This is a genomic window from Spirillospora sp. NPDC049024 (assembly GCF_040649235.1).
In the GTDB taxonomy this organism is placed as follows: Bacteria; Actinomycetota; Actinomycetes; order Streptosporangiales; family Streptosporangiaceae; genus Spirillospora.
Genome location: NZ_JBEZFD010000002.1, coordinates 236,073 through 255,803, shown reverse-complemented (window position 1 = coordinate 255,803; position 19,731 = coordinate 236,073). Strand labels below are relative to the sequence as shown.

The following is a 19,731-nucleotide window of genomic DNA, read 5'->3' as shown; positions in this document are numbered from 1 at the left end:
TCATGAAGCTGCGAGGGCGCACGGTCGTGCTGTACGGGGAGTTCTGGGAGATCGAGAGGGAGGCCGCGATACGGCGGCTCCGGGCGCTCGGCGCCCGCGTGGCGCAGGACGCGAGCGAGGAGACCGACCTCATCTTCCTCGGTCCCGGTGAATCAGGGCCCATCCCCCGCACCGACGCGATGCTCCGCACGCCGTACTTCGACGAGGACGCCCTGATCGGCATGCTGGAGCGGGAGGAAGGCGGGGCCGCGCCGGTCGAGGCCCCGCCCCGGCCGTTCGTGTCGGCCGCCGAGCTGGCGGAGGCGCAGGGGTCCAACGATCTGTACGCGCTCCTGGACGGGGCCGACTGGTCGGCGTTCGCACCAGCGCGCGACGTCCCGCCGCTGCGTGCCCGGCTGGCCGAACTGGAACGCGCCGAGGGCGTGACCGACGCCCACCGGCTGGCCACCCGGCGGTTGATCGACGCCGGCGCGGCGCGGCTCCGGCACCCGTACGGCCACGACACGGAGATCGTCGCCCATGCGATGAGCCCGGACGGCCGCTACCTGGCCACCGGCAGCTGGGTCGGCGACGACTACGACGCGGGCGGCGTCCTGCAGATCTGGGAGGTCGCGGCCGGACGGTGCGTCAACACCGTGCGCCGCATCGACGGCGGCATCGGGTGGCCCGGCTACGCGCGCACGATCCAGTGGTCCGCCGACTCCTCCCGCGTCGCCCTGGCCCACTCCACGAACATGGTGGGCGTCTGGTCGTTCGACGGCGAGCGGCTCGCCACGATCAGCGTGTCGGACGGCAACTCGCGCCCCTCGCAGTTCGCCCTCTCCCCCGACGGGCGCAGCGTCTACTACCACTGCGGCACCAACGGCGACGGCGGACTCCAGGGGTGCGTCGTCCCGCTGGAGCACGGCCACCTGAGCTGGCTGCCCAACCATGTGGAGACCGACCACCCGTACCTGATGGCGCGCCGGCTGCCCGAGTCCGTGCGGGCCCGCTTCGCCGAGCTCGAAAGGTACGAGGACGACTGGAAGGTCGGGCAGTGGATCGAGGACCCGGAGTGGTCGCCCGACGGCACCCGGCTGTTCGGGGGCAACGCCATCGGCGTGGACGCCGCGACGCGCGAGGTCGTCTGGTACGCGCACGGCAAGTTCGCCCGGCTCAGCCCGGACGGCCGTACCGTCGCCGCCGTCACCCGCCGCGGCCTGTTCCTGCGCGACGCGGCCACCGGGCGGATCCGCTGCGGCCCCTTCGCGCTCGGCGGGCCCGTCTCGCTGCACTGGGCGCCCGGCCGCGCCGCCGACCGGCTGGCCGTCCTGACGCCGCCCACGGGCACCGCCGAGACGGGCGGCGTCCACATCCTCGACGGCGAGCGCCTGGTCTTCAGCGCCAGGGTCCCGCATGCGGGGTGGGGGGACCGCGAGGGCGACCGCAACGCCTGGGCCTGGGCCCCCGGCGGTGAACGGGCCGCCTTCCTGACCATCGAGGGAACCGCCGAGGTCTGGTCGTTCGCCGACCCCGCGGACCCCCGGCCGATCCGGAGCGTGCCCGCCGGGGGCGCCGACGCCGTGTACTGGGGCGCGGACGACACGCTCGTGCTGATCGACGACGTGGTCATGCAGTTCGTCAAGGTCGAGACGGGCGAGGTCGTCGGCGACTTCTACTCGCTGTACGTCCCGCCGGGCCCGCGTCCGGTGGAGGACGACCTCGCCGAGGAGTTCGAGGGGCGGATCTTCGCCCTCGGCGAGGACGACTGGGCGATGACCCTCCAGCCGGACGCCGTCATAGCTCCGGAGGGCCGCGAAGAGGAACTCGACGCCCTCCTCGCCTGGGGGATCGGGCGGCGCCATGCCTGGCCGGTGCGCTGGGGCGAGCTCCGCGTCCTGCCCGACGCCCTCGCCGCCGCCGACGTCCTGGACTCCGAGGACGGCGAGATCCTGCGCGAGTACCGGGAGGAACTGGAGGAGGCGGACGGCGGCGCGCCCGCCGAGTGGCCGCCGCCGAACACCGCGACCGTGGACGACCTGTTCGAGGCGGCACGTGATTCGCTCGCCGGGCTCGACCGCTACAGCTGGGGCTCCCACATCGCCGACCACCTGCGGGCCGCCGCGCGGCTCCGGGCCCGGCACGGCGAACCCGACGCCGCGATGGCTCTGGTCGGCGACATCCCCGAACCTGCGGACCGGCTCGCCGCGGCGTCCGACGTCGCCGTGGTCCTCGCCCGGGCCGGGGACGTCCCCTCCGCCCGCAACGCCTTCTCCCTCGCCCGGTCGCTGATGCCCTCGGTGGACCAGAAGATGTTCGACGCCGACAGGTCCGCCTCGTTCGGCGCGGCCTGCCAGGCGATGGGGGACACGGGCGCCGCCGAGCAGTGGTTCCGGCACGCCCGCGCGGCCATCACCATCGAGCCCAACCCGTGGCAGGACCACATCGCCGTCATGCACTCGATGCTGGAGTGCGGGCGCGACGACCTCGTCCGGGCCCTCCTGGACGACCTCTCCGGGCATCCGCACGGGAGCTTCTTCTGGGACGCGGAGTGGCTCGTCCACCTGCTGCGCGCCGGTCGCTTCGACCTGGCCCGCGAGTTCCAGGGCCTGCCCGGCTGGGACGTCCCGTACGAGGTCCTGACGGTCCTCGCGGAGCTGGGATTCGCCGATCTCCTGGAGACCTGGGGAGACCATAACTGGGCGGTCGGCGACGAACTCATCGAGCTGGCCCGCCGGGGCACGCCGCCGGTACGGCCGCCGGCGCCGACCGACCGGGACGTCAGGGAACTGGCCGAGCGCTACGCCCGCATCCAGGGGGTTCCGCACTCGCAGCGCCGGCGCCCGATCGAGGAGCTGATCAAGGCCGCCGCGGAGCGGGGGCACATCTCAGCCGTCCTCGACCTCCTGGAACGGCTGCCGGAGCGCGGTGACTTCAACGACCGCCCCTCGGCGGCGTTCGGTGCGATCTGGCTCCTCTTCACCGGCTTCGACCGGCCCCCGTTCTAGCCGCGGGCGTCGTCCGGCGCCCCTGCCCGCACCCGCTGGTGCGCAGGGGCGCGGAGCGGCGGTGTCAGCTCCCGGTGACGCGGATCGGAGCCCAGCGGAACGCGATCACCTTGACGGTCCCCCGGCCCTTCGGCGGGACGTAGGTGAGCAGCTCGATGCGCTCGACCGTGGTGACGGCCCGCTTCATGCTGGAGCGGCCGGTGAACGGGCGGAGCAGGTCGCCCCAGTCCCGGTGCTTCCAGGTGATCCCGGCGCCCTTGCCCGCATGGCGGAACGACTCGGTCAGCTCGATCGCCGACCAGACGAGCGCGCCGCCGGACGTGGTGCGCACGGCGTACACCGGCGTCTTGGCCCCCGAGTAGGCCGCCGTGCCCGCCCAGCGCTGGGCGCGGAAGGTCTTGCGGTCCTGGAGCAGGCTGGCGCGCTTCTGCTTCGCCCAGGCCGGCACCGTGAACGAGCGGAGGTACCCGCTCTGCGAGCCCCGGTTGACGGCGTCCGCCAGCGCGGGCGCCACCTGGTTCGGCGCGAGGACGAGCGAGGCGTCGGCCTCCGGGACGACGTCCGGGTAGTCGGCGACGTCCACGCCCGGCGCGATCGGGCCCTTCACCGGCTTGGCGGCGAGCGGCGCGTAGGCGGCGCGCCAGGGGCCGCCCTCCCGGTCCTGGACGAACACGATGTGGTCCCGCACCGGCGGGTTCGCGCCGCGGTCGGTCATGACCGCGAAGAACCACTTGGGGTGGCCGGTGAACTTGGGGCTCGCCCCGAGGACCTGCCCGTACCTGGCCGGCTTGAACCGCAGCTTGTTCGCCTTGAAGATCCGGTACTTCGCGGCCTCCAGTTGCAGGGACGAACCGGTGTAGACGGTGGCGGCGCCCTTGGCGTTCAGCAGCTTGTGGACGGCGTTGGACTGCGCGACATAGCGCGCCAGGACCGGTCGCACCTGCTGCTCCGTCAGCGCCGGGGCCGGCGGGGGCGGCGGGGCGCTCTTGCCGGTGGCGCCGGCCTCCTCCTTGGCCTTCCCGACGATCCCGCAGCCGCCGGCCGCCAGCGAGACGGCCAGGGCGAGCGCCACGGCGGGACGAGCATGCGGCAACAAGATGATCTCCAATCGGGCCGGGCCCTCCGGCCCGCTCACCTGGCTCAGCGCCAGAAAGATCAGCGCTGTCACATCTGTCGCAAATGTCGCGATCAGTCCGCAGGAGCTCCCCCCGGTCACGGGAACTCGGCCCCCAGGACAGGTTGGCGACATCGTGTTGGTATCTTGACGACATGATGTCGATAAAAGCGCGGGTGGGCTGATGTTCCTCGCACTTCGTGAGCTGCGGTTCGCCAAGGTCCGGTTCGGGCTGATGGGCGCCGTCGTCGGGCTGATCGCGGTTCTCATGGTGATGCTGTCCGGGTTGTCGGTGGGGCTGGTCCGGGACGGGGTGTCCGGGCTGCAGAACCTGCCCGTCACCTCCTTCGCGTTCGAACGCGGCGTCCAGCACGACTCCGCCTTCTCCCGGAGCGTGGTGGACATGTCCGCCGTGGACGCCTGGCGGAGCCGGCCGGGCGTCGCGGAGGCCGCCCCCTACGGGAACACGCTCGTCAACACCAAGAGCGACCGCGGCGTGGACATCGACCTCGCGCTGTTCGGCGTGGCGCCGGACTCGTTCCTCTCCCCCGAGGTGAGCGAGGGCGCGCGCCTGAGCGGCGCGGACGGCATCGTCGTCAGCGACACGGCCCTGGACGCCGGCCTGCGCATCGGCGACACGGTCACGGTCGCCCGCCTCGGGACGAAGCTGCGCGTCGTCGGCGCCACCCCGCGGCAGAACACCTTCGGACACGTCGACGTGGCCTACGTGCCCCTGCGCACCTGGCAGCTGATCAAAGCCGGTGCGGCCCCGGGCGACCCGGTGCCCGCGCACGCCACGCAGGAGATCACCGCCGTGGCGGTGCGCGCGGAGTCCGGGGCCTCGGTCGACCTGGCCGCGGGCGACGCCGCCGCCAGGACCGAGAGCCTCACTCTGGAGGAGTCCTACGGCGCCTCGCCCGGCTACACGGCCGAGACGTCCACGCTCCAGCTCATCCAGGTGTTCCTGTACGCCATCTCCGCACTCGTCGTCGGGGCGTTCTTCGCCGTCTGGGCCATCCAGCGCAAGCACGAGGTCGCCGTGCTGCGCGCCATGGGCGCGTCGAGAGGCTGGCTGCTCCGCGACGCGCTCACCCAGGCGTTCCTCCTCCTCATCGCCTCCGTCGCTATCGGCGCCGGGATCGGCGTCGGGCTCGGCTCGCTCATCACCGGCGGCGGGATGCCGTTCGCCCTCAGCGCCCCGAGCGTCACGGCCGCCGCCGCGGGCCTCGTCCTGCTCGGGCTCGTCGGCGCCGGGGCCGCCGTCGCCCGGATCGCGTCCATCGACCCGGCCACCGCCCTTGGAGGAAACCGATGACCGGCCAGACCACGCCGACCGCCGGGCCGCAGAAGGCCGGCGCGACCGACCGCCCCGGGCTCGTCATGGAGGGCGTCGGCCTGCGGCACGGCGACGGCGCCGAGACCGTCCAGGCCCTCGACGACGTCGACCTGGTGGTGCGCCCCGGAGAGCTGGCCGCGATCGTCGGCCCGTCCGGCGCCGGCAAGTCGAGCCTGCTCGCGGTCGCGGGCGGACTCGCCCGCCCGGACCAGGGCACGGTCACGCTGGCCGGGGTCGACCTCACGGCCGCCGGCGGACGGGCCAGGGCGAAGCTGCGGCGCGAGCACGTCGGGTTCGTCTTCCAGTCGGGCAACCTGATCCCCGCGCTCTCCGCCGTCGACCAGCTCCGGCTGCCGATGCGCTTCCGGCCGCGCCGCGCGCGCTCCGGCCGCGACCCCCTCGCGCTGCTGGAGGACGTGGGCATGGCCGACAAGGCCGACCGGCGTCCCCACAAGCTGTCCGGCGGGGAGCGGCAGCGGGTCGGGATCGCCCGCGCCCTGGTGACCGAGCCGAGCGTGCTGCTCGTGGACGAGCCCACCGCCGCGCTGGACCGGGCGCGCAGCCACGAGATCGTCCGGCTGCTCGCCCGCGAGGCGGGGCAGTACGGCGTGGCGGCCATCATGGTGACCCACGACCACGACGTCCTCGAACACTGTGACACGGTGTACGAGATGATCGACGGGCGCCTGACCGCACTCGCCTGACGCCCCGGCCGGGCCGCCCGGCGGGCGCGACGACGGGACAGGGGAAAGGGGGCCGCGTGCCGAAGATCCAGGCGCCGACCGTGGCGGAGCACCGCGCCGCGCAGCGCGCCGCCCTGCTCGACGCCGCCCGCGGCCTGCTGTCCGAGGAGGCCGAGCGGGCCCCCAGCCTGGCGGACGTCGCCCGCCGGGCCGGGCTCGCCCGCTCCAGCGTGTACGCCTACTTCAAGTCCCGCGACGATCTGCTCGACGCCCTCATCGTCGACACCTTCCCGCGCTGGTCCGCCTACGTCGAGGCGCAGATGGCCAAGGCCGGGACGCCCGGCGACCGGATCCTGGCCTACGTCTACGCCAACCTCCGCCTCGTCGCCCGGGGAGACCACGCGCTGGCCCGCGCCCTCGCGGCCACCGGCCGCACCGACACGCTGGCCAACTCCAGCCGGCTGCTGCACGACGAGCTCCAGACGCCGCTCCGCGCGGCCCTGGCGGAGCACGGCGCGTCCGACCCCGACCGGACGGCCGAACTCATCCAGTCGGTCGTCTACGCCCTGACACGGATGATCGAGGAGGGCCTCGCGGAGCGCGCGGCCCGCCGGCTCGCCCACGAACTGCTCACGCCGTACCTGCGCTCCGCGACGGAGTAAGCGGGACCGTCCCGCCACCGCGGCCGCCGCCTTCGCGCGGCACGCTCGCCGTCAGCCGCGGGCGCGCAGGGCGGGGGCCAGCCAGCGGTTCAGGACGGCGCGGAGCTCGGCCTCGTCCTTCCGCGGCTCGCTCGGGTGCTGGAGCAGCGAGGTCAGCAGGCGCATGACGATCTCGGCGAGCCCGTCGAGGTCGTCCTCGCCGATGCCGGCGGCGGCCCAGTCGACGGGGAAGCGCTGCAGCATCTTCGCGCCATAGGCGATCGCGTCCGCGGTGGTGGCCCCGCGCCCGAAGGCGGCGGAGTCCTCCAGCTGCAGCAGCAGGCTCAGCTGCGGCTCGCTCGGGATGGTCCGCACGCAGAAGATCATGCCCTCGACCACGGCCTCGGCCGGGTCGCCGATGCCCTCGAGGTGGGCGATCAGCCGGTCCACGAACGCCTCGGCGCCCTGGGCCGCGACCTCGCCGATGATGTCGCTGATGCGGCCGAAGTGGCGGTAGACGGTCTGGCGGGTGACACCGAGTTCGGCCGCGACGTCGGACAGGGTCGTCTTCACGACGCCGTGCCTGTCGATGCAGCGGACCGTCGCGTCGACGATGCGCTGCCGGGCCTCGGCCTCCGACGCGGGAGGCCGGCCGCCCCAGCCGTGGTGCCCCATGGCCTTAGGATCGCACAGGCTCCGCCGTCGTCCGGGGCGCCGTCGCGCGCACCGCGGCCGCGGTGAACACGGTGGCGGCGACGGCGCACAGCGCGGCGTACCAAAGGCTCCCGACCGGCGTGCCCTGCTCGGTGACGCCGTCGCTCGACGCCAGGTACGCGGGCAGCGCGACCAGCCAGAAGACGACGTGGACGCCGAGGTACAGCGCCGGATACGTCCGCGCGAACAGCGGCGACGCCGCCGGGGCGGCCTCGCCGGCGCGGCTCGCGCGCCAGGCGTCGGCGAGCAGGTAGAGCCCGGCGATCCAGACCGCGGCGAGCTCGACACCGAGGACGGCCCGCTGGGCCCCGAGGTGGTCCCGGAAGGCGCCGCTGGGCGCGCTCACGATGATCATCGCCAGCGGTGTCGCGGCACCGGCGACGACGGTGCGCCAGCTGATCTGCGGCCCGGTCAGCGCTGGGCCGTCCCCGCGACCGACCAGGCGGACCACGAGGTAGGCCATCGCGCCGAAGGACACCGAGGCGAACAGGAGCATGCTGTTCATCGGCACCGAGGCGAGCGCGGGCTGGTTGATCTTCTCGTTGGCGGCGTTCCACGCCCACCACCGCAGCTGCGGGCCGAGCTGGTCGAAGACCTCGTAGAAGACCTGGCACGCGAACGCGACGGCCAGCGACCCGGCCAGCGGTCCGCGCCGCGCGAAGACGCCCAGGACCCGGACCAGCTCGTAGGCGAGCTGCGAGATCGCGGGGTAGAAGGCCACGATGTAGAGCGGCAGCCGGTCGTACATGAACTGCACCGTGAACACGTTGTGGGAGAAGATGAACCCGACGTGCTCCTGCAGCCCGAACCAGCGCGGGAAGTACAGCGGCGGTTCGATCACGGCCAGGTAGACGACCGAGGCGAACCACAGCGAGATGTTGACCGGGTCGCCGTCGCGCCGCCACCGCCGCCACGCATGGACCAGGGCGAACACCGCGCCGCCGATGACGAGCAGCTCCAGCGCCGGCATGGTGCCGTCGGCGAGGCCGAACGGATCGCGGACGCTGATCACGGGATCGGCGCCGTGGCAGGAGAAGCCGAGTCGCTCGGCGACGCGCTCGGCCGCCGAGTCGCAGGTGTACCCCATCACTCGCTCCCTCGGGGGTCAGGCGCCGACGAGGTCGTCGCCGCGGGCGCCGCCGGACGGGGAGGCGCCGCGCGGGCCGGTGTATCCGGTGAAGTCGGTGCCGGGCGGGTCCCGCTGGTCGTCGAACCCGCCGGGCACGATGGTGCGGCCGAGCCGCTGCCGCAGCTTGTAGCGCACGACGCCGAACCAGAACCGCGGGTCCGCGGCCATCTGCCTCAGCGACCTGTCGAGGTTGAACACCTGGGCGAACGTCCGCTCGACGTAGGCGTCCTCGCGGCCGGCGGCGGTGATGGCGTTGAAGATCGGCCAGCTCAGGCGCGCGGTGATCCTGCGGCGCCAGGCAGGGGCGGTCTCGGTTCCCGTCGCGAAGTCGTAGGCCTGGTCACGGGCCATCGCCAGCATCCATGGCACCTGGAGGGACGCCTTCTGCCGGCGGAGGAACTCGCGGGTGAAGGCGAGGTCGACGGCGCCGCGGACGCGCAGCGTTTCGCCGAGGATGAGCGCGGAGCGGGCGGCGGAGCTCATCCCCTGGGCGTAGAAGGGGTTGAAGGCGCAGATCGAGTCGCCGATGCTCACGAGCCCGACCGGGGGCGCCTTGAGCAGGTCGAATCGGCGCCACTTGTTGCCGGTCGAACGGGTCAGGTGCACCTCGGAGGTCGGGGTGCAGGCGCGGGCGGCCCGGCCGAAGACCGGTGTCCGCACACGGTCCGCCGCGGCCTCGAACGCCTCGGCCTTGCGCGGCATCTCGATGCCCCACGACCCCATGCACACGATGGCGCGGTCCCCCTCGATCGGGAAGAAGTTGCTGAGGAAGTCGTGCTCGGCGGGGTGGTCGCCGCCGTCCTGGGTCGGGGTGATGACCAGGTGCTTCCACCACCACGACTCCGGGCGCCGGTCGGCGGGCGGCAGGTCGTACCACCGCGAGGTGTAGGTGACCTTGGCGTCGAGGGTCTGCTGCGGCGGCACGTCCCAGCCCGCCGCGCCCAGCCAGTCGACGACCGACGAGCCGCGGCCCAGCGCGTCCACGACCAGACCGGCGGCCAGGTAGCCGTCCTCGTCCTCGGCGGTGCCGTACTCGACTCCCTCGACGCGGCCGCTCGGGGTGCCGGCCCCGGCCGACCGCAGCCCGGTGACGGTGACGCCCTCGCGGATCTCGATGGACGGCACCTCGCGGACCTTGTCCCGCAGGACGCGCTCGATCAGCACCCGGGAGCTGTAGACCATCGTCATCGAACCCGACTTGCGCGGGGCCCAGCCGTCGTTCTCGCAGTAGGCGGCGTCCATCGACGGCATCAGGTGCATCCCGCCCGCGGCGATCAGCGCCTCCTCGAACCCGGGGAAGATCTCGCCGATCGCGCGCCGGCCGGAGTTGAGGAGGAAGTGCGGGTGCTTGCTCTGGGGGACGCCCCGGCGGTGCTCGGCGTCCGCCGGAAGCCGGTCCCGCTCCAGGACGACCACCCGGTCGAAGCTCCGCGCGAGCACTCCGGCGGCGCACAGCCCCGCCACGCTGCCGCCGAGCACCACGGCCGTCTCGTTCCGCATACCGCCACCGCCAGACAGTCATTCATACATATTGTGAGTGAATGTATGACGCCGGTCGGACGCGGTCAAGAGGCCTCCCGGGCGGCCGGACACGCCGGATCCACCCGCTCTCCGTCGCCCGGGACGTCCGGTGCGCCCCTCCTTGGGGTAGAGATGTCCTCATGAGCAAGGTCAAGCGCCTGCCCCGGAACGTGTACGAGCCGGAGCTGGCCCGCCTCCAGGCGGAGTTGGTGAAGCTGCAGGAGTGGGTGCGCAGCGAGGGCGCCCGCGTCGTCGTGGTCTTCGAGGGACGGGACGCGGCCGGCAAGGGCAGCACGATCAAGCGCGTCACCGAGTACCTCAACCCCCGCGTCGCCCGGATCGCCGCGCTGCCCGTACCGACCGACCGCGAGCGCACGCAGTGGTACTTCCAGCGCTACACCGAGCATCTGCCCGCCGCCGGGGAGATCGTCCTGTTCGACCGCTCCTGGTACAACCGGGCGGGCGTCGAGCGCGTCATGGGCTTCTGCTCCAAGCAGGAGTACACGCGCTTCCTCCACCAGTGCCCCATCTTCGAGCGCCTGCTGGTCGAGGACGGGATCCTGCTGCGCAAGTACTGGTTCTCGGTCAGCGACGACGAGCAGGAGCGCCGCTTCCGCAGCCGGATGGAGGACCCGATGCGGCGGTGGAAGCTGTCGCCGATGGACCTGGAGTCCATCACCCGCTGGGAGGACTACTCCCGCGCCAAGGACGAGATGTTCGTCCACACCGACATCCCCGAGGCGCCCTGGTACGTCGTGGAGAGCGACGACAAGCGGCGCGCCCGGATCAACATGATCGCCCACCTGCTGTCGACGATCCCCTACCACGCCGTCGAGCCGCCCCACCTGCCGCTCCCCGAGCGCCCGCCCCCGAAGGGCTACGAGCGCCCGCCGCGCGAGATGCAGACCTACGTCCCCGACCACTCCGCGTCCCTGCTCGAATAGCGCCGCCCCGCGTACGGTCAGACGCCGGATTCGCCCCGCCGCGCGCCGGGGCGCCGCCGCAGCGGCATGACCATGATCGCGATCGCGCAGAGCACCCCGGGACCGCAGTGCACCAGGAGCACTCCGGCCAGGCTCGGCCCGCCCCAGTCCTCCCGGTAGGTCGCGGGGTCGGTCATGTCGATCACGAACGGCTCGGCGACCGCGCGCGCGACGAAGAACAGGCCGACGACGAGCCCGAGAACCGTGGCGGTCTTTCGCACCTTGCGCTCCTTCCCTCGTCCGGACCACGACTTCACTCGCCGTCCATGCTCGCCCGCCGTCCGAGACCGCACATCACCCCGCGAAGCCATCTCTTGCATCACCCTGGAGTACTCAGAGGTCACTCTCAGCACCGGAGACGGCGTCCGCGCGCCGGACGATTCCCTGCCGCCGGGTGGAACCGGCGCAGTCGCCGGGCGGCCGGGGCGGTTAGCATCGCCGGATGCCGCTGACCGACGCCGGGCGCTTCGCCGTGTACGGCCCCTCGCACTGGGCGGCGCTCGGGCTGTTCGCGGTCGGCTGCGTCGGCCTGGTGCTCGTCGGCCGCTCCCAGCGCGCGGGGACGGAGCCGGGCGCGGCCTTCGGTGAGCAGGCGCGGGGATTCGGCAGGGCGTACGCGCTGGCGATCGCGTACGTGATGGTCGGAACCCAGGTCCACACCCTGCTCCCCGGGCAGTGGCGGATCGGCGGGTCGCTGCCCCTCCAGCTGTGCGACGTGGCCTGGCTGACGGCGGTCGGCGCGCTGTGGACGTTCGGCCGGCGCTGGTTCGCGTTGACCTACTACTGGGGGCTCACCCTCTCGGTGCAGGGCCTGCTCACGCCCGCACTCAACGGCGGCGACTACCCCGGCATCGACTATCTCGGCTTCTTCGGGATGCACCTGATGATCGTGTGGTCCGCGGTGTACCTGACCTGGGGGCTCGGCATGCGGCCGGACTGGAGCGACTACGGGTTCGCGGTCGCCGCCACCGTGGCATGGGCGGTAGCCACCTTCGTCTTCAACCTGAGCGCGGGGACGAACTACGGATACCTCAACGACAAGCCCGGCTCCGGTTCGGTCCTGGACCTGATGGGCCCCTGGCCCTGGTACGTGCTCGCCGAGACCCTGATCATCCTGCTCGGCTGGGCCCTCATCACCTGGCCCTGGACCCGCGCGAACCGCCCGCCCGAAGCAGCGCGTCAGCGCCCGTAGTCCAAAACGCGCCGCTACTCCTTCACGGGGCGGCGGCTTCGGCGCCGAGGGCGGGCGCCGCGCGCTGGACGCCAGCGTGAACGCACAGGAAAAGCCAGGTTTCTATTAGCCTCGAAATACACATTGAATATCTAGCGCTATTCACCTTCTGGAGGGCAGTTCTGGCCTCAACTACCCTCCCCTAACTGTGAACACCGCGAGGATGTCAAGGTGCCGCAGTGCGCGCTGGCACTCGCGGGCACGGTTCATTTCGACGGCGGTTATTTTTCTCGCGAACACGCTCCGGCGCAAGGCCGTGGAGGAATGTCAGCGCGAGCGGGGCCCGCCCGCGGCGGCCGGAACCGCTTCTTCACCGGACTCCATACAGCCCCGCGGAAATACCCCCGATTGGAGAACCGTCATGCGCAGACTGATGCATGCGGCACTGGTCGCGTGCGCGCTCGCGCTCGCGATGTGCGGCATGACGTCCGCGAACGCCGCCGAACCGCCCGGTGCGGGCGGGGTGCCGATCATCGGCGGCCACAACGCCACCGAGACGTACTCCTGGATGGTGTCGCTGAGCAACGGCTGCGGCGGCAGCCTGGTCGCGCCCCAGTGGATCGTCACCGCGAACCACTGCGGCCCGGCGTCGCAGGCCCGGATCGGCTCGACCTACAAGAACTCCGGCGGCGAGGTCCGCTACATCGACCGGCGCACCACCCGGCCCGGAACCGACCTCACGCTGATGCACCTGTCCACCCCCGCCCAGTCGGCTCCGGTCAGGATGGCGCAGGCCAACCCCGCCGCGGGAACCCCCGTGCGGCTGCTCGGCTTCGGCTGCATGAGCTGGCCGAGCTGCCGGACCGCCACCGTCCTCCAGGAGATCGACCTGACCGTCCTGCCCAGCAGCCGGTGCGCGGCCGGCGGCGGCACCGCGAACGACGTCTGCGTGTCGGGCGACCGGACGCACTCGGCGTGCCACGGCGACTCCGGCGGTCCCGCCGTCGTCGGCGGCCGCGGCGCCTGGACGCTCGTCGGCGAGACCCACGGCCCGGGCGACAACATGGGCGAGTGCGCGACCACCACTCTCTACACAGGCATCGCGCCGTACCTGTCATGGATCGACCAGCAGATCGGCGGCTGACCCCCGCTCCCCCCCACCTGTAGGAGTTCTCCATGGTGATTCGCAAGATCGTGACGGCGCTGGCCGTCACGCTCGGGCTGTCCTTCCTCGTGCCCGCGCTGGTCGTCGACTCCGCGTCGGCCGCGGCGCCGGTCGCGGTCCGCACGATCTACTACGACGCCGGCGCGGCGCAGGAGTTCAGGACGGCCGTCGACCAGGGCGCCGCCGCCTGGAACGCCGCCGTGCCGGCGATCCAGCTCAGGCCCGCGACCGGCGCGCAGGCCACCGTCAAGGTCTACGCCGACGACGGCTGGCCGCGCACCTACATGGGCGGCTTCGGCCGGGCCACCATCTACATGGGACGCCAGGCCGTCGACGACGGCTTCTATCCGCCGAGGATCGCCGCGCACGAGCTCGGGCACGCCCTCGGCCTGCCCGACAACCGCAACGGACGCTGCGACTACCTGATGTCCGGGCACAGCTCGCCGACGTCCTGCCAGAGCACCACCCCGCACCCGACCGAGGCGGCCCAGGTCACCCGCAACGCGGGCGGCTTCGCCTCCGCCGCGCTCAGCGGCCGCGAGACCCGGTTCGCGGACTGCTTCGTCTTCTGACCGCGCAGCACCACTGACCGCACCGCACCGCGGGCACGCCGGCTCCACCGTGCCCGCGGTGCCGCGCGTCCGGCTCCATGGCCCCGACGGTCCCCGAGGCCGGCGGGCCGCCGCGGAGTCGTCCCGCACGGGTGGCTCGCGGGCCTCACCGGGTAGGGGTGAAGCAAAAGGGGGGTTTGGTCCTGGCCGCATAGCGGGACGGGCCCCGGTCGTCGCGGCGGCGAAGCGATGCGAGGTGGGTGGCGATGTGCAGGTGGATGGTCTACTCCGGGGAGCCCGCCCTGGCGGAGGCCCTGCTCTTCCGGCCTGCCCACTCCCTGATCAACCAGAGCCTGCGCGCCCGGCTGGGAGAGGAGACCACGAACGGGGACGGCTTCGGCATGGGCTGGTTCGGGGAGCGGCGGGTCCCCGCCCTGTACAAGAGCATCAACCCGGCCTGGAGCGATCCGAACCTGCTCGAGATCAGCCGGGAGATCCGCACCCCGCTGCTGTTCGCGCACGTCAGGGCCTCGACGGGCGCCGCGGTGCAGCGCAGCAACTGCCACCCGTTCCGGCACGGGCGGTGGCTGTGGATGCACAACGGGTCCATCGCCGACTTCACCAGGATGAAGCGGGACATCATGCTCGCGGTCGACCCGTCGCTCTACGCCGAGATCGAGGGGACGACCGACTCGGAGGCCCTGTTCTACCTGTCGCTCACCTTCGGCCTGACGGAGGACCCGCCGGGCGCGGTCGCCCGCGCGATCGGTCTCGTCGAGGACCTCGGCCGGCGCTACGGCGTGCCCGATCCCCTGCAGATGACCGTGGCCACCACCCAGGGCGAGTCGATCTGGGTGTTCCGCTACTCCAGCCTGGGACGCACGAGGTCCCTCTTCTGCTCCACCGACATCGCCCAACTGCGCAGGCTCTACCCCGAGCTGGACGTCCTCCAGGAACTCGGGACGGAAGCGCGTTTCGTCGTGTCCGAGCCGATCCACCATCTTGAGGGCGCGTGGAAGGAGGTGCCGGAGAGCTCCTACGCGATCGTGCGTCCCGGCATGAGCGAACTCCACCCGCTCGCCCCGCTCACCGTGCACCAGGAGACCACCGCCTGACCTCTCGGGGGTGGCCCTCCGTCAGGCCGGGGCGATCAGCCGCCACGCGGACGGGTGCAGCGTCCAGGTGCGGCTCGTGTAGGGACCGGAGACCTCGCCGTCGCTGTTGACGCGGAACTCCTGCCCGCTGATCGTCACTTCGCAGGCCTTGGTGTGCAGGACGTCGTCCCGGTGGCGGTGGCTGCCGTCGCGCAGGCGCAGGGCGTACGCGACGCGCGCGAAGGGGCCGGTGGCGGCGGAGACGACCAGCTCCAGTCTCCCGTCCCCCGGGTGCGCGTCCGCCGCCAGCTGGGCGGAGCCGCCCGCGATGCCGGAGGCGTTGGTGATCGCGGCCATGAGGAACTTGCCCTCGGCGACGTGTTCGCCGTCGGCCTCGACCCGCAGCCGCCACCCGGAGTGGCGCACGCCCGCCAGGACCGCGCCCAGCGGGAACGCCGCGGCCTTGAGCGTGCTCTTGAACCGGGTCGCGCTCTCCGCTGCCGCGGCGCCGATGCCCACGTGCACGGCGTTGAGCGTCGCGCGGCCGTCCTCGTCGACGATCATGTCCAGCTCGCGACGCCCGCCGTCCAGCAGCAGGCGGGCGGCCTCCTCGGGGTCGAGCGGGATGCCGAGGTTGCGGGCGAGGTCGTTCCCGGTGCCCATCGGCAGCAGGCCGACCGTCCGGTCCAGCTCGCCGCGCCGGTGCAGGGTGCCGACCAGGCGGTTGATGGATCCGTCGCCGCCGGCGGCCACGACGACCGCCTTCCGATCCTTGTCCAGGGCCTCGTCGAGGTCTCCGGGCGCGACGCACGGGCAGACGGTCACCTCCCGCCCCGCGTCCCGGAGCAGCGCGGCGACCCGGTCGAGGGTCTCGGCGTCATGCGTACCGGCCTGGGCGTTGGTGAAGAGAAGCATGGTCCTCAGATCGGCCGTGCGGAGCCTCCGGGGGCGTTGCTCGGTGACGGAGGCCTGGGGGTTCCCACACCGGGTCTGCCTTCCCTTCTGCGCTCCGATGATGCGGACCGCAGGTGTCGGACGCATCACGGCGTCCCATGCGGGTGGACGGCGTCAGGGCTCTCGACCTGCCGAAGACCCCTCGGCGCGGAGCGGACCGAACTCCCAGGTGCGCGAAGCCGCGGGAACGTGGGCACGGGCGCACGCCGCCTCTCGCCCGCCGCGTCAGCGGGTCACGCGGATCTTGGACTGTCCGTGCGGGAGCTCCTCCCAGTCGTCCATGAAGCGGGCGGTGAAGCCGTGCCTCTCGGCCAGCGCGGTCAGGGTCTCGGTGCGGTAGTAGAAGTCCTCGCGGAGGACGTGGTGCTCGGCCCCCTCCGTGCGGTCGAAGGTGAAGTCGAAGAACCCGCCGGGGGCCAGGACGCGTCCCACGTGCGCGAGGCACTCGTCGATGACCTCCAGGGGCGAGTGGCTGAAGACGCTGTGCGCGTGGACGACCGTGAAGTGCTCCGTGGGGAGGAACTCCAGTTTCAGGTCGCCGACGAGGGTGAGATGGGGCATCTTCTCGCGGAGGCCGTGGCGGACGAGCGTCTGCTGCGCGGCGAGCAGGATGTCCGGTGAGATGTCGATGCCGTAGTAGTTGCCGGGGTCGAGGTAGTCGATGAACCGCCAGCCCGCGCGCAGGTTGCCGCAGCCGATCTCCAGGATGCGGTCGTCCGGCTTGAGGCCGTGCCTGAGCAGGTAGTCGAACTGCATCTGGCCGAGGGCGAGCCAGCGCTCGTGGGTGCGGCTGCCGACGGCGGCCTCCGGGTTCCTGGCCGCGTCCGACTTCATGACGGCCCGGTAGTAGGCCACATGGCCGCGGCTGGAGACGCGGAATTTCAGGTCCCGCGCCATCCGGGACAGATATGTACCGATCTTGTCTGGATTCTGGGCGGCGTAGCGCAGCCGGTAGGTCAGGCTCGCGCGGTTCCTGCTGGTCGGCGGCAGCGCTTTCGTCATCGGGCTCGTCCCCCAAGGAGCACCTCGGCAATTGCCGGGTGCCCTACCCGGCCGCCGCGCCGCGTAACGGAACGAACACGATCAACCGGGAACCCGCGGAAGGCCGAAGTACTCAAAAAGCGAAGGATCCATAAAACTCGCTATATGCGCGATTCCTGAATCGGTGGGGGAGAGCACCATGACGGAATGCGCGTTCAGGGCGCCGTCCTCACCGCGCAGGTACGCGGCGAAGGCGGGCTGGCCGTTCGCGCGGACCGGCACGAGCAGGCCCCGGCCGCAACCGGAGGGGAGGCGCGCCGCCAGCAGCCGCCCGATCGCCTCCCGGCCGGTGAACCACTGCGGGACGGGCGGCATCTCCCAGGCCGCCTGCTCGGTGAGCAGCCGGGTGAGCGCGGGGATGTCCACGGTCTCGAAGGCCCTGGCGAACCGGTCGAGCAGCTCGCGCTGCTCCGGTTCGTCCGGTTCGGTGATCTCCTCACCGGCCGGGGCGAGCCGTTCCAGCCGGGACCGGGCGCGCAGCAGCGTGCTGTTGACCCCCGCGCCGGTCATCCCGAGCATTCCGGCGACGTCGGCGGCGGGCCACGCCAGCACGTCCCGCAGGATCAGCACGGCGCGCTGCCTGGGCGGCAGGTACTGCAGCGCGGCGATCAGCGCCAGCCGCAGGCCGGCCCGCGCGGCCACGACCGCGGCCGGGTCCTCCGGCGCGGCGCCGGAGAGCCTGTCGGGCAGGGGCTCCAGCCAGGTCACCTCGGGGACGCGCGACCCGCGCGGCGGCACGTCGGCGGACGGCCCGGCGAGTCCGGACGGCAGCACCCGCCGGCTGCTGTGCTCCAGGGCGTTCAGGCAGGCGTTCGTCGCGATCCGGTACAGCCACGTGCGCAGCGACGCCCGCCCGTCGAAGGACGCGTACGACCGCCACGCCCGCAGATACACCTCCTGGACCAGGTCTTCGGCGTCGTGCACGGAGCCGAGCATGCGGTAGCAGTAGGCCAGCAACTCCCGCCGGAACGGGTCCGTCAAGCGCCCGAACTCCTCGGGCCCGGCATCTCTCTCTTCGGTCTTCATAGGACGCACCTCCCCATGTACTGACCGGAGGCCGGGGCTGGAATCGTCGGCCTCCGCCCGCTGAATCCCGCCCGCTCGGCCGGTTTGTACAGGCGATGAAGAACGTCGCCTGTACAACCTTGGAGGGAACGCGCATGGCGCGCAGAACAAGCGGCCGGCTGCTCGGCCTGACCGCGACGGCGTCGCTGATGGTGGCGCTGGACGCGACGGTGGTGACGACCGCGCTGGCCAGGATCCGGCTGGACCTGTCCGCCACCATGGAACAGCTCGAATGGACCGTGAACGCCTACGGCCTCAGTTTCGCCGTCCTGCTGATGACCGGCGCCGCGCTGGGCGACCGCTTCGGGCGCAGGCGGATGTTCGTGGGCGGGCTCGGCCTGTTCACGGCGGCGTCGGCGGCCTGCGCGGCGGCCCCCGGCATCGGCTGGCTGATCGCCGCGCGCGCCGTCCAGGGGTGCGGGTCCGCGCTGGTGATGCCGCTCGCGATGGCGCTGCTGAGCAACGGGTTCCCGCCCGAGCGGCGCGCCCGGGCCCTCGGCGTCTTCGCCGGGGTGACCGGTCTCGCGGTGGTGGCCGGGCCGGTCGTCGGCGGAGTGGTCACCGAGGGACTGGCGTGGCAGTGGATCTTCTGGCTCAACGTGCCGATCGGGCTGGCGGTCATCCCGCTGGTGCTCCGGTACGTCCCGGAGAGCCGCGGCGGCGGGGCCTCCTTCGACCTCGGCGGCGTCCTGCTGGCGACCGGGGGCGCGCTCGGGCTGGTGTGGGGCCTGATCCGCGCCGACGGCTCCGGCTGGGGCTCCTTCGAGGTGGCCGGCGCGCTGGCGGCCGGGGCCCTGCTGCTGGCGGCCTTCGTCGCCTGGGAGTTGCGCGTCCGGGAGCCGATGGTGCCGATGCGCCTGCTGCGCTCGCGCGGCTTCGCCGCGGGCAACGCCGCCGGGCTCCTCCTGTACGCGGCCCTGTACGGCTCGCTGTTCTTCATGGCCCAGTTCCTCCAGACCTCCCTCGGGGCCGGGCCGATGACCGCCGGGCTCCAGCTCATGCCGTGGACGGGGACCGTGACCGTGGTGGCCCCGGTCGCGGGCGCACTGGTGAACCGGGTCGGGTCCCGTCCCCTCACCGCCGCCGGGCTGGCCCTGCAGGGGATCGGGCTCGGCTGGATCGGCCTCACCGCCGGGACCGCGACGGCCTATCCGGAACTGATCGCCCCCATGGTCGTCGCGGGCGCCGGGGTCAGCATGGCGATGCCGGCAGCGCAGACCGCGATCATCAACTCCGTGGCGCCGCGGGAGATCGGCAAGGCGTCCGGCGTGTTCAACACCCTGCGGCAGTTCGCCGCGGTGCTCGGCGTGGCGCTCGCGGCCGCGGTGTTCGGCGCCGAGGGCGGCTACGGCACGGCGCGGACCTTCGCCGACGGCTTCGGGCCCGCCCTCGCGCTCACCGGCGCCCTGTCGCTGGCCGGGGCGCTCGCCGCCCTGTTCATGCCCGGACCGGACCGGGCGGCCCGGACGTCACCGGTCCCGCCCGCTCCGCGGCGCGCACCCGAGCCGACCCGCTGAGGCGCGACCCGCCGGCCTGGTCAGCGGTGCGTTGACCTGCGGCATGTCAGATGCCGCAGGTCGAC

Annotated in this window: 18 protein-coding genes; 10 read left to right on the top strand and 8 right to left on the bottom strand. The window is 72.7% G+C overall.

Translation table 11 applies throughout. The features are described from left to right. Positions 1–2 precede the first annotated feature (2 nt). A complete protein-coding gene (locus tag AB0C21_RS04055; RefSeq protein ID WP_500202575.1) occupies positions 3–2,987 on the top strand; it encodes a BRCT domain-containing protein in 2,985 nt (994 codons plus the stop codon). 64 nt (positions 2,988–3,051) lie between these two features. Here AB0C21_RS04055 and AB0C21_RS04050 read toward each other — a convergent pair whose 3' ends face one another. After that, entirely contained in the window at positions 3,052–4,083 is a 1,032-nt protein-coding gene (locus tag AB0C21_RS04050) for a DUF8094 domain-containing protein (protein WP_500202574.1), read from the bottom strand. Positions 4,084–4,285: 202 nt separating this feature from the next. Between AB0C21_RS04050 and AB0C21_RS04045 the strand changes: the two genes are divergently transcribed. Genes AB0C21_RS04045 through AB0C21_RS04035 form a run of 3 tightly spaced genes read left to right on the top strand, consistent with a single transcriptional unit; the run spans position 4,286 to position 6,782 of the window. Continuing rightward, on the top strand, positions 4,286–5,416 hold the full coding sequence (locus AB0C21_RS04045) for an ABC transporter permease (protein ID WP_500202573.1): 1,131 nt from the start codon (positions 4,286–4,288) through the stop codon (positions 5,414–5,416). Beyond that, positions 5,413–6,141, top strand: coding sequence for an ABC transporter ATP-binding protein (locus AB0C21_RS04040; RefSeq protein WP_500202572.1), 729 nt, complete (start codon positions 5,413–5,415; stop codon positions 6,139–6,141). Before AB0C21_RS04045 ends, AB0C21_RS04040 begins: the two co-directional genes overlap by 4 nt. Positions 6,142–6,197: 56 nt before the next feature. After that, positions 6,198–6,782, top strand: coding sequence for a TetR/AcrR family transcriptional regulator (locus AB0C21_RS04035; protein ID WP_149261960.1), 585 nt, complete (start codon positions 6,198–6,200; stop codon positions 6,780–6,782). Positions 6,783–6,833: 51 nt separating this feature from the next. On the opposite strand, the gene AB0C21_RS04030 is transcribed toward AB0C21_RS04035, so the two are convergent. From AB0C21_RS04030 to AB0C21_RS04020, 3 genes are read right to left on the bottom strand one after another with little or no spacing between them, the layout of a single operon-like run. Further along, complete coding sequence (locus AB0C21_RS04030) at positions 6,834–7,436, bottom strand: TetR/AcrR family transcriptional regulator (RefSeq protein ID WP_500202571.1); 603 nt, start codon at positions 7,434–7,436, stop codon at positions 6,834–6,836. Between the two features lie 4 nt (positions 7,437–7,440). Beyond that, the gene (locus tag AB0C21_RS04025) at positions 7,441–8,562 is read right to left on the bottom strand and encodes a hypothetical protein (protein ID WP_500202570.1); all 1,122 of its coding nucleotides are present in this window, start codon (positions 8,560–8,562) and stop codon (positions 7,441–7,443) included. Positions 8,563–8,580: 18 nt separating this feature from the next. Then, positions 8,581–10,104, bottom strand: a complete 1,524-nt coding sequence (locus AB0C21_RS04020) for an FAD-dependent oxidoreductase (protein ID WP_500202569.1) — start codon at positions 10,102–10,104, stop codon at positions 8,581–8,583. 161 nt (positions 10,105–10,265) lie between these two features. Between AB0C21_RS04020 and ppk2 the strand changes: the two genes are divergently transcribed. After that, positions 10,266–11,069 (top strand): polyphosphate kinase 2, encoded by an 804-nt coding sequence (ppk2, locus tag AB0C21_RS04015; RefSeq protein WP_500202568.1) that lies wholly within the window; start codon positions 10,266–10,268, stop codon positions 11,067–11,069. A 17-nt stretch (positions 11,070–11,086) separates the two neighbouring features. Here ppk2 and AB0C21_RS04010 read toward each other — a convergent pair whose 3' ends face one another. Then, positions 11,087–11,329 carry a hypothetical protein gene (locus AB0C21_RS04010; RefSeq protein ID WP_500202567.1) on the bottom strand — a complete coding sequence of 81 codons (243 nt, stop codon included), beginning with the start codon at positions 11,327–11,329 and terminating at the stop codon, positions 11,087–11,089. A gap of 221 nt (positions 11,330–11,550) precedes the next feature. Here AB0C21_RS04010 and AB0C21_RS04005 point away from each other — a divergent pair, with 221 nt between their 5' ends. From AB0C21_RS04005 to AB0C21_RS03990, 4 genes are all read left to right on the top strand, one after another. Beyond that, positions 11,551–12,300 carry a YwaF family protein gene (locus AB0C21_RS04005; RefSeq protein ID WP_500202566.1) on the top strand — a complete coding sequence of 250 codons (750 nt, stop codon included), beginning with the start codon at positions 11,551–11,553 and terminating at the stop codon, positions 12,298–12,300. Positions 12,301–12,700: 400 nt separating this feature from the next. Then, the gene (locus AB0C21_RS04000; RefSeq protein ID WP_500202565.1) at positions 12,701–13,423 is read left to right on the top strand and encodes a S1 family peptidase; all 723 of its coding nucleotides are present in this window, start codon (positions 12,701–12,703) and stop codon (positions 13,421–13,423) included. A 32-nt stretch (positions 13,424–13,455) separates the two neighbouring features. Then, positions 13,456–14,016: a snapalysin family zinc-dependent metalloprotease gene (locus AB0C21_RS03995; RefSeq protein ID WP_500202564.1), complete on the top strand. Its 561-nt coding sequence runs from the start codon at positions 13,456–13,458 to the stop codon at positions 14,014–14,016. A 245-nt stretch (positions 14,017–14,261) separates the two neighbouring features. Then, positions 14,262–15,110 carry a class II glutamine amidotransferase gene (locus AB0C21_RS03990; RefSeq protein ID WP_500202563.1) on the top strand — a complete coding sequence of 283 codons (849 nt, stop codon included), beginning with the start codon at positions 14,262–14,264 and terminating at the stop codon, positions 15,108–15,110. A 21-nt stretch (positions 15,111–15,131) separates the two neighbouring features. Here AB0C21_RS03990 and AB0C21_RS03985 read toward each other — a convergent pair whose 3' ends face one another. From AB0C21_RS03985 to AB0C21_RS03975, 3 genes are all read right to left on the bottom strand, one after another. Next, positions 15,132–16,004, bottom strand: coding sequence for a diacylglycerol/lipid kinase family protein (locus AB0C21_RS03985; RefSeq protein WP_500202562.1), 873 nt, complete (start codon positions 16,002–16,004; stop codon positions 15,132–15,134). Between the two features lie 264 nt (positions 16,005–16,268). Continuing rightward, positions 16,269–17,045 (bottom strand): class I SAM-dependent methyltransferase, encoded by a 777-nt coding sequence (locus tag AB0C21_RS03980; RefSeq protein ID WP_500202561.1) that lies wholly within the window; start codon positions 17,043–17,045, stop codon positions 16,269–16,271. A gap of 81 nt (positions 17,046–17,126) precedes the next feature. Next, positions 17,127–18,110, bottom strand: coding sequence for a sigma-70 family RNA polymerase sigma factor (locus tag AB0C21_RS03975; protein ID WP_500202560.1), 984 nt, complete (start codon positions 18,108–18,110; stop codon positions 17,127–17,129). Positions 18,111–18,244: 134 nt separating this feature from the next. Here AB0C21_RS03975 and AB0C21_RS03970 point away from each other — a divergent pair, with 134 nt between their 5' ends. Beyond that, positions 18,245–19,666: a DHA2 family efflux MFS transporter permease subunit gene (locus AB0C21_RS03970; protein WP_500202559.1), complete on the top strand. Its 1,422-nt coding sequence runs from the start codon at positions 18,245–18,247 to the stop codon at positions 19,664–19,666. Positions 19,667–19,731 lie beyond the last annotated feature (65 nt).

What these genes read in the sequence shown, in the direction of transcription:
- AB0C21_RS04055 (WP_500202575.1), top strand. Translation starts at nt 3, where the DNA reads ATGAAGCTGCGAGGGCGCACGGTCGTGCTGTACGGGGAGTTCTGGGAG.
- AB0C21_RS04045 (WP_500202573.1), top strand. Translation starts at nt 4,286, where the DNA reads ATGTTCCTCGCACTTCGTGAGCTGCGGTTCGCCAAGGTCCGGTTCGGG.
- AB0C21_RS04040 (WP_500202572.1), top strand. Translation starts at nt 5,413, where the DNA reads ATGACCGGCCAGACCACGCCGACCGCCGGGCCGCAGAAGGCCGGCGCG.
- AB0C21_RS04030 (WP_500202571.1), bottom strand. Translation starts at nt 7,436, where the DNA reads ATGGGGCACCACGGCTGGGGCGGCCGGCCTCCCGCGTCGGAGGCCGAG.
- AB0C21_RS04025 (WP_500202570.1), bottom strand. Translation starts at nt 8,562, where the DNA reads ATGGGGTACACCTGCGACTCGGCGGCCGAGCGCGTCGCCGAGCGACTC.
- AB0C21_RS04020 (WP_500202569.1), bottom strand. Translation starts at nt 10,104, where the DNA reads ATGCGGAACGAGACGGCCGTGGTGCTCGGCGGCAGCGTGGCGGGGCTG.
- ppk2 (WP_500202568.1), top strand. Translation starts at nt 10,266, where the DNA reads ATGAGCAAGGTCAAGCGCCTGCCCCGGAACGTGTACGAGCCGGAGCTG.
- AB0C21_RS04005 (WP_500202566.1), top strand. Translation starts at nt 11,551, where the DNA reads ATGCCGCTGACCGACGCCGGGCGCTTCGCCGTGTACGGCCCCTCGCAC.
- AB0C21_RS04000 (WP_500202565.1), top strand. Translation starts at nt 12,701, where the DNA reads ATGCGCAGACTGATGCATGCGGCACTGGTCGCGTGCGCGCTCGCGCTC.
- AB0C21_RS03995 (WP_500202564.1), top strand. Translation starts at nt 13,456, where the DNA reads ATGGTGATTCGCAAGATCGTGACGGCGCTGGCCGTCACGCTCGGGCTG.
- AB0C21_RS03990 (WP_500202563.1), top strand. Translation starts at nt 14,262, where the DNA reads ATGTGCAGGTGGATGGTCTACTCCGGGGAGCCCGCCCTGGCGGAGGCC.
- AB0C21_RS03985 (WP_500202562.1), bottom strand. Translation starts at nt 16,004, where the DNA reads ATGCTTCTCTTCACCAACGCCCAGGCCGGTACGCATGACGCCGAGACC.
- AB0C21_RS03980 (WP_500202561.1), bottom strand. Translation starts at nt 17,045, where the DNA reads ATGACGAAAGCGCTGCCGCCGACCAGCAGGAACCGCGCGAGCCTGACC.
- AB0C21_RS03975 (WP_500202560.1), bottom strand. Translation starts at nt 18,110, where the DNA reads ATGAAGACCGAAGAGAGAGATGCCGGGCCCGAGGAGTTCGGGCGCTTG.
- AB0C21_RS03970 (WP_500202559.1), top strand. Translation starts at nt 18,245, where the DNA reads ATGGCGCGCAGAACAAGCGGCCGGCTGCTCGGCCTGACCGCGACGGCG.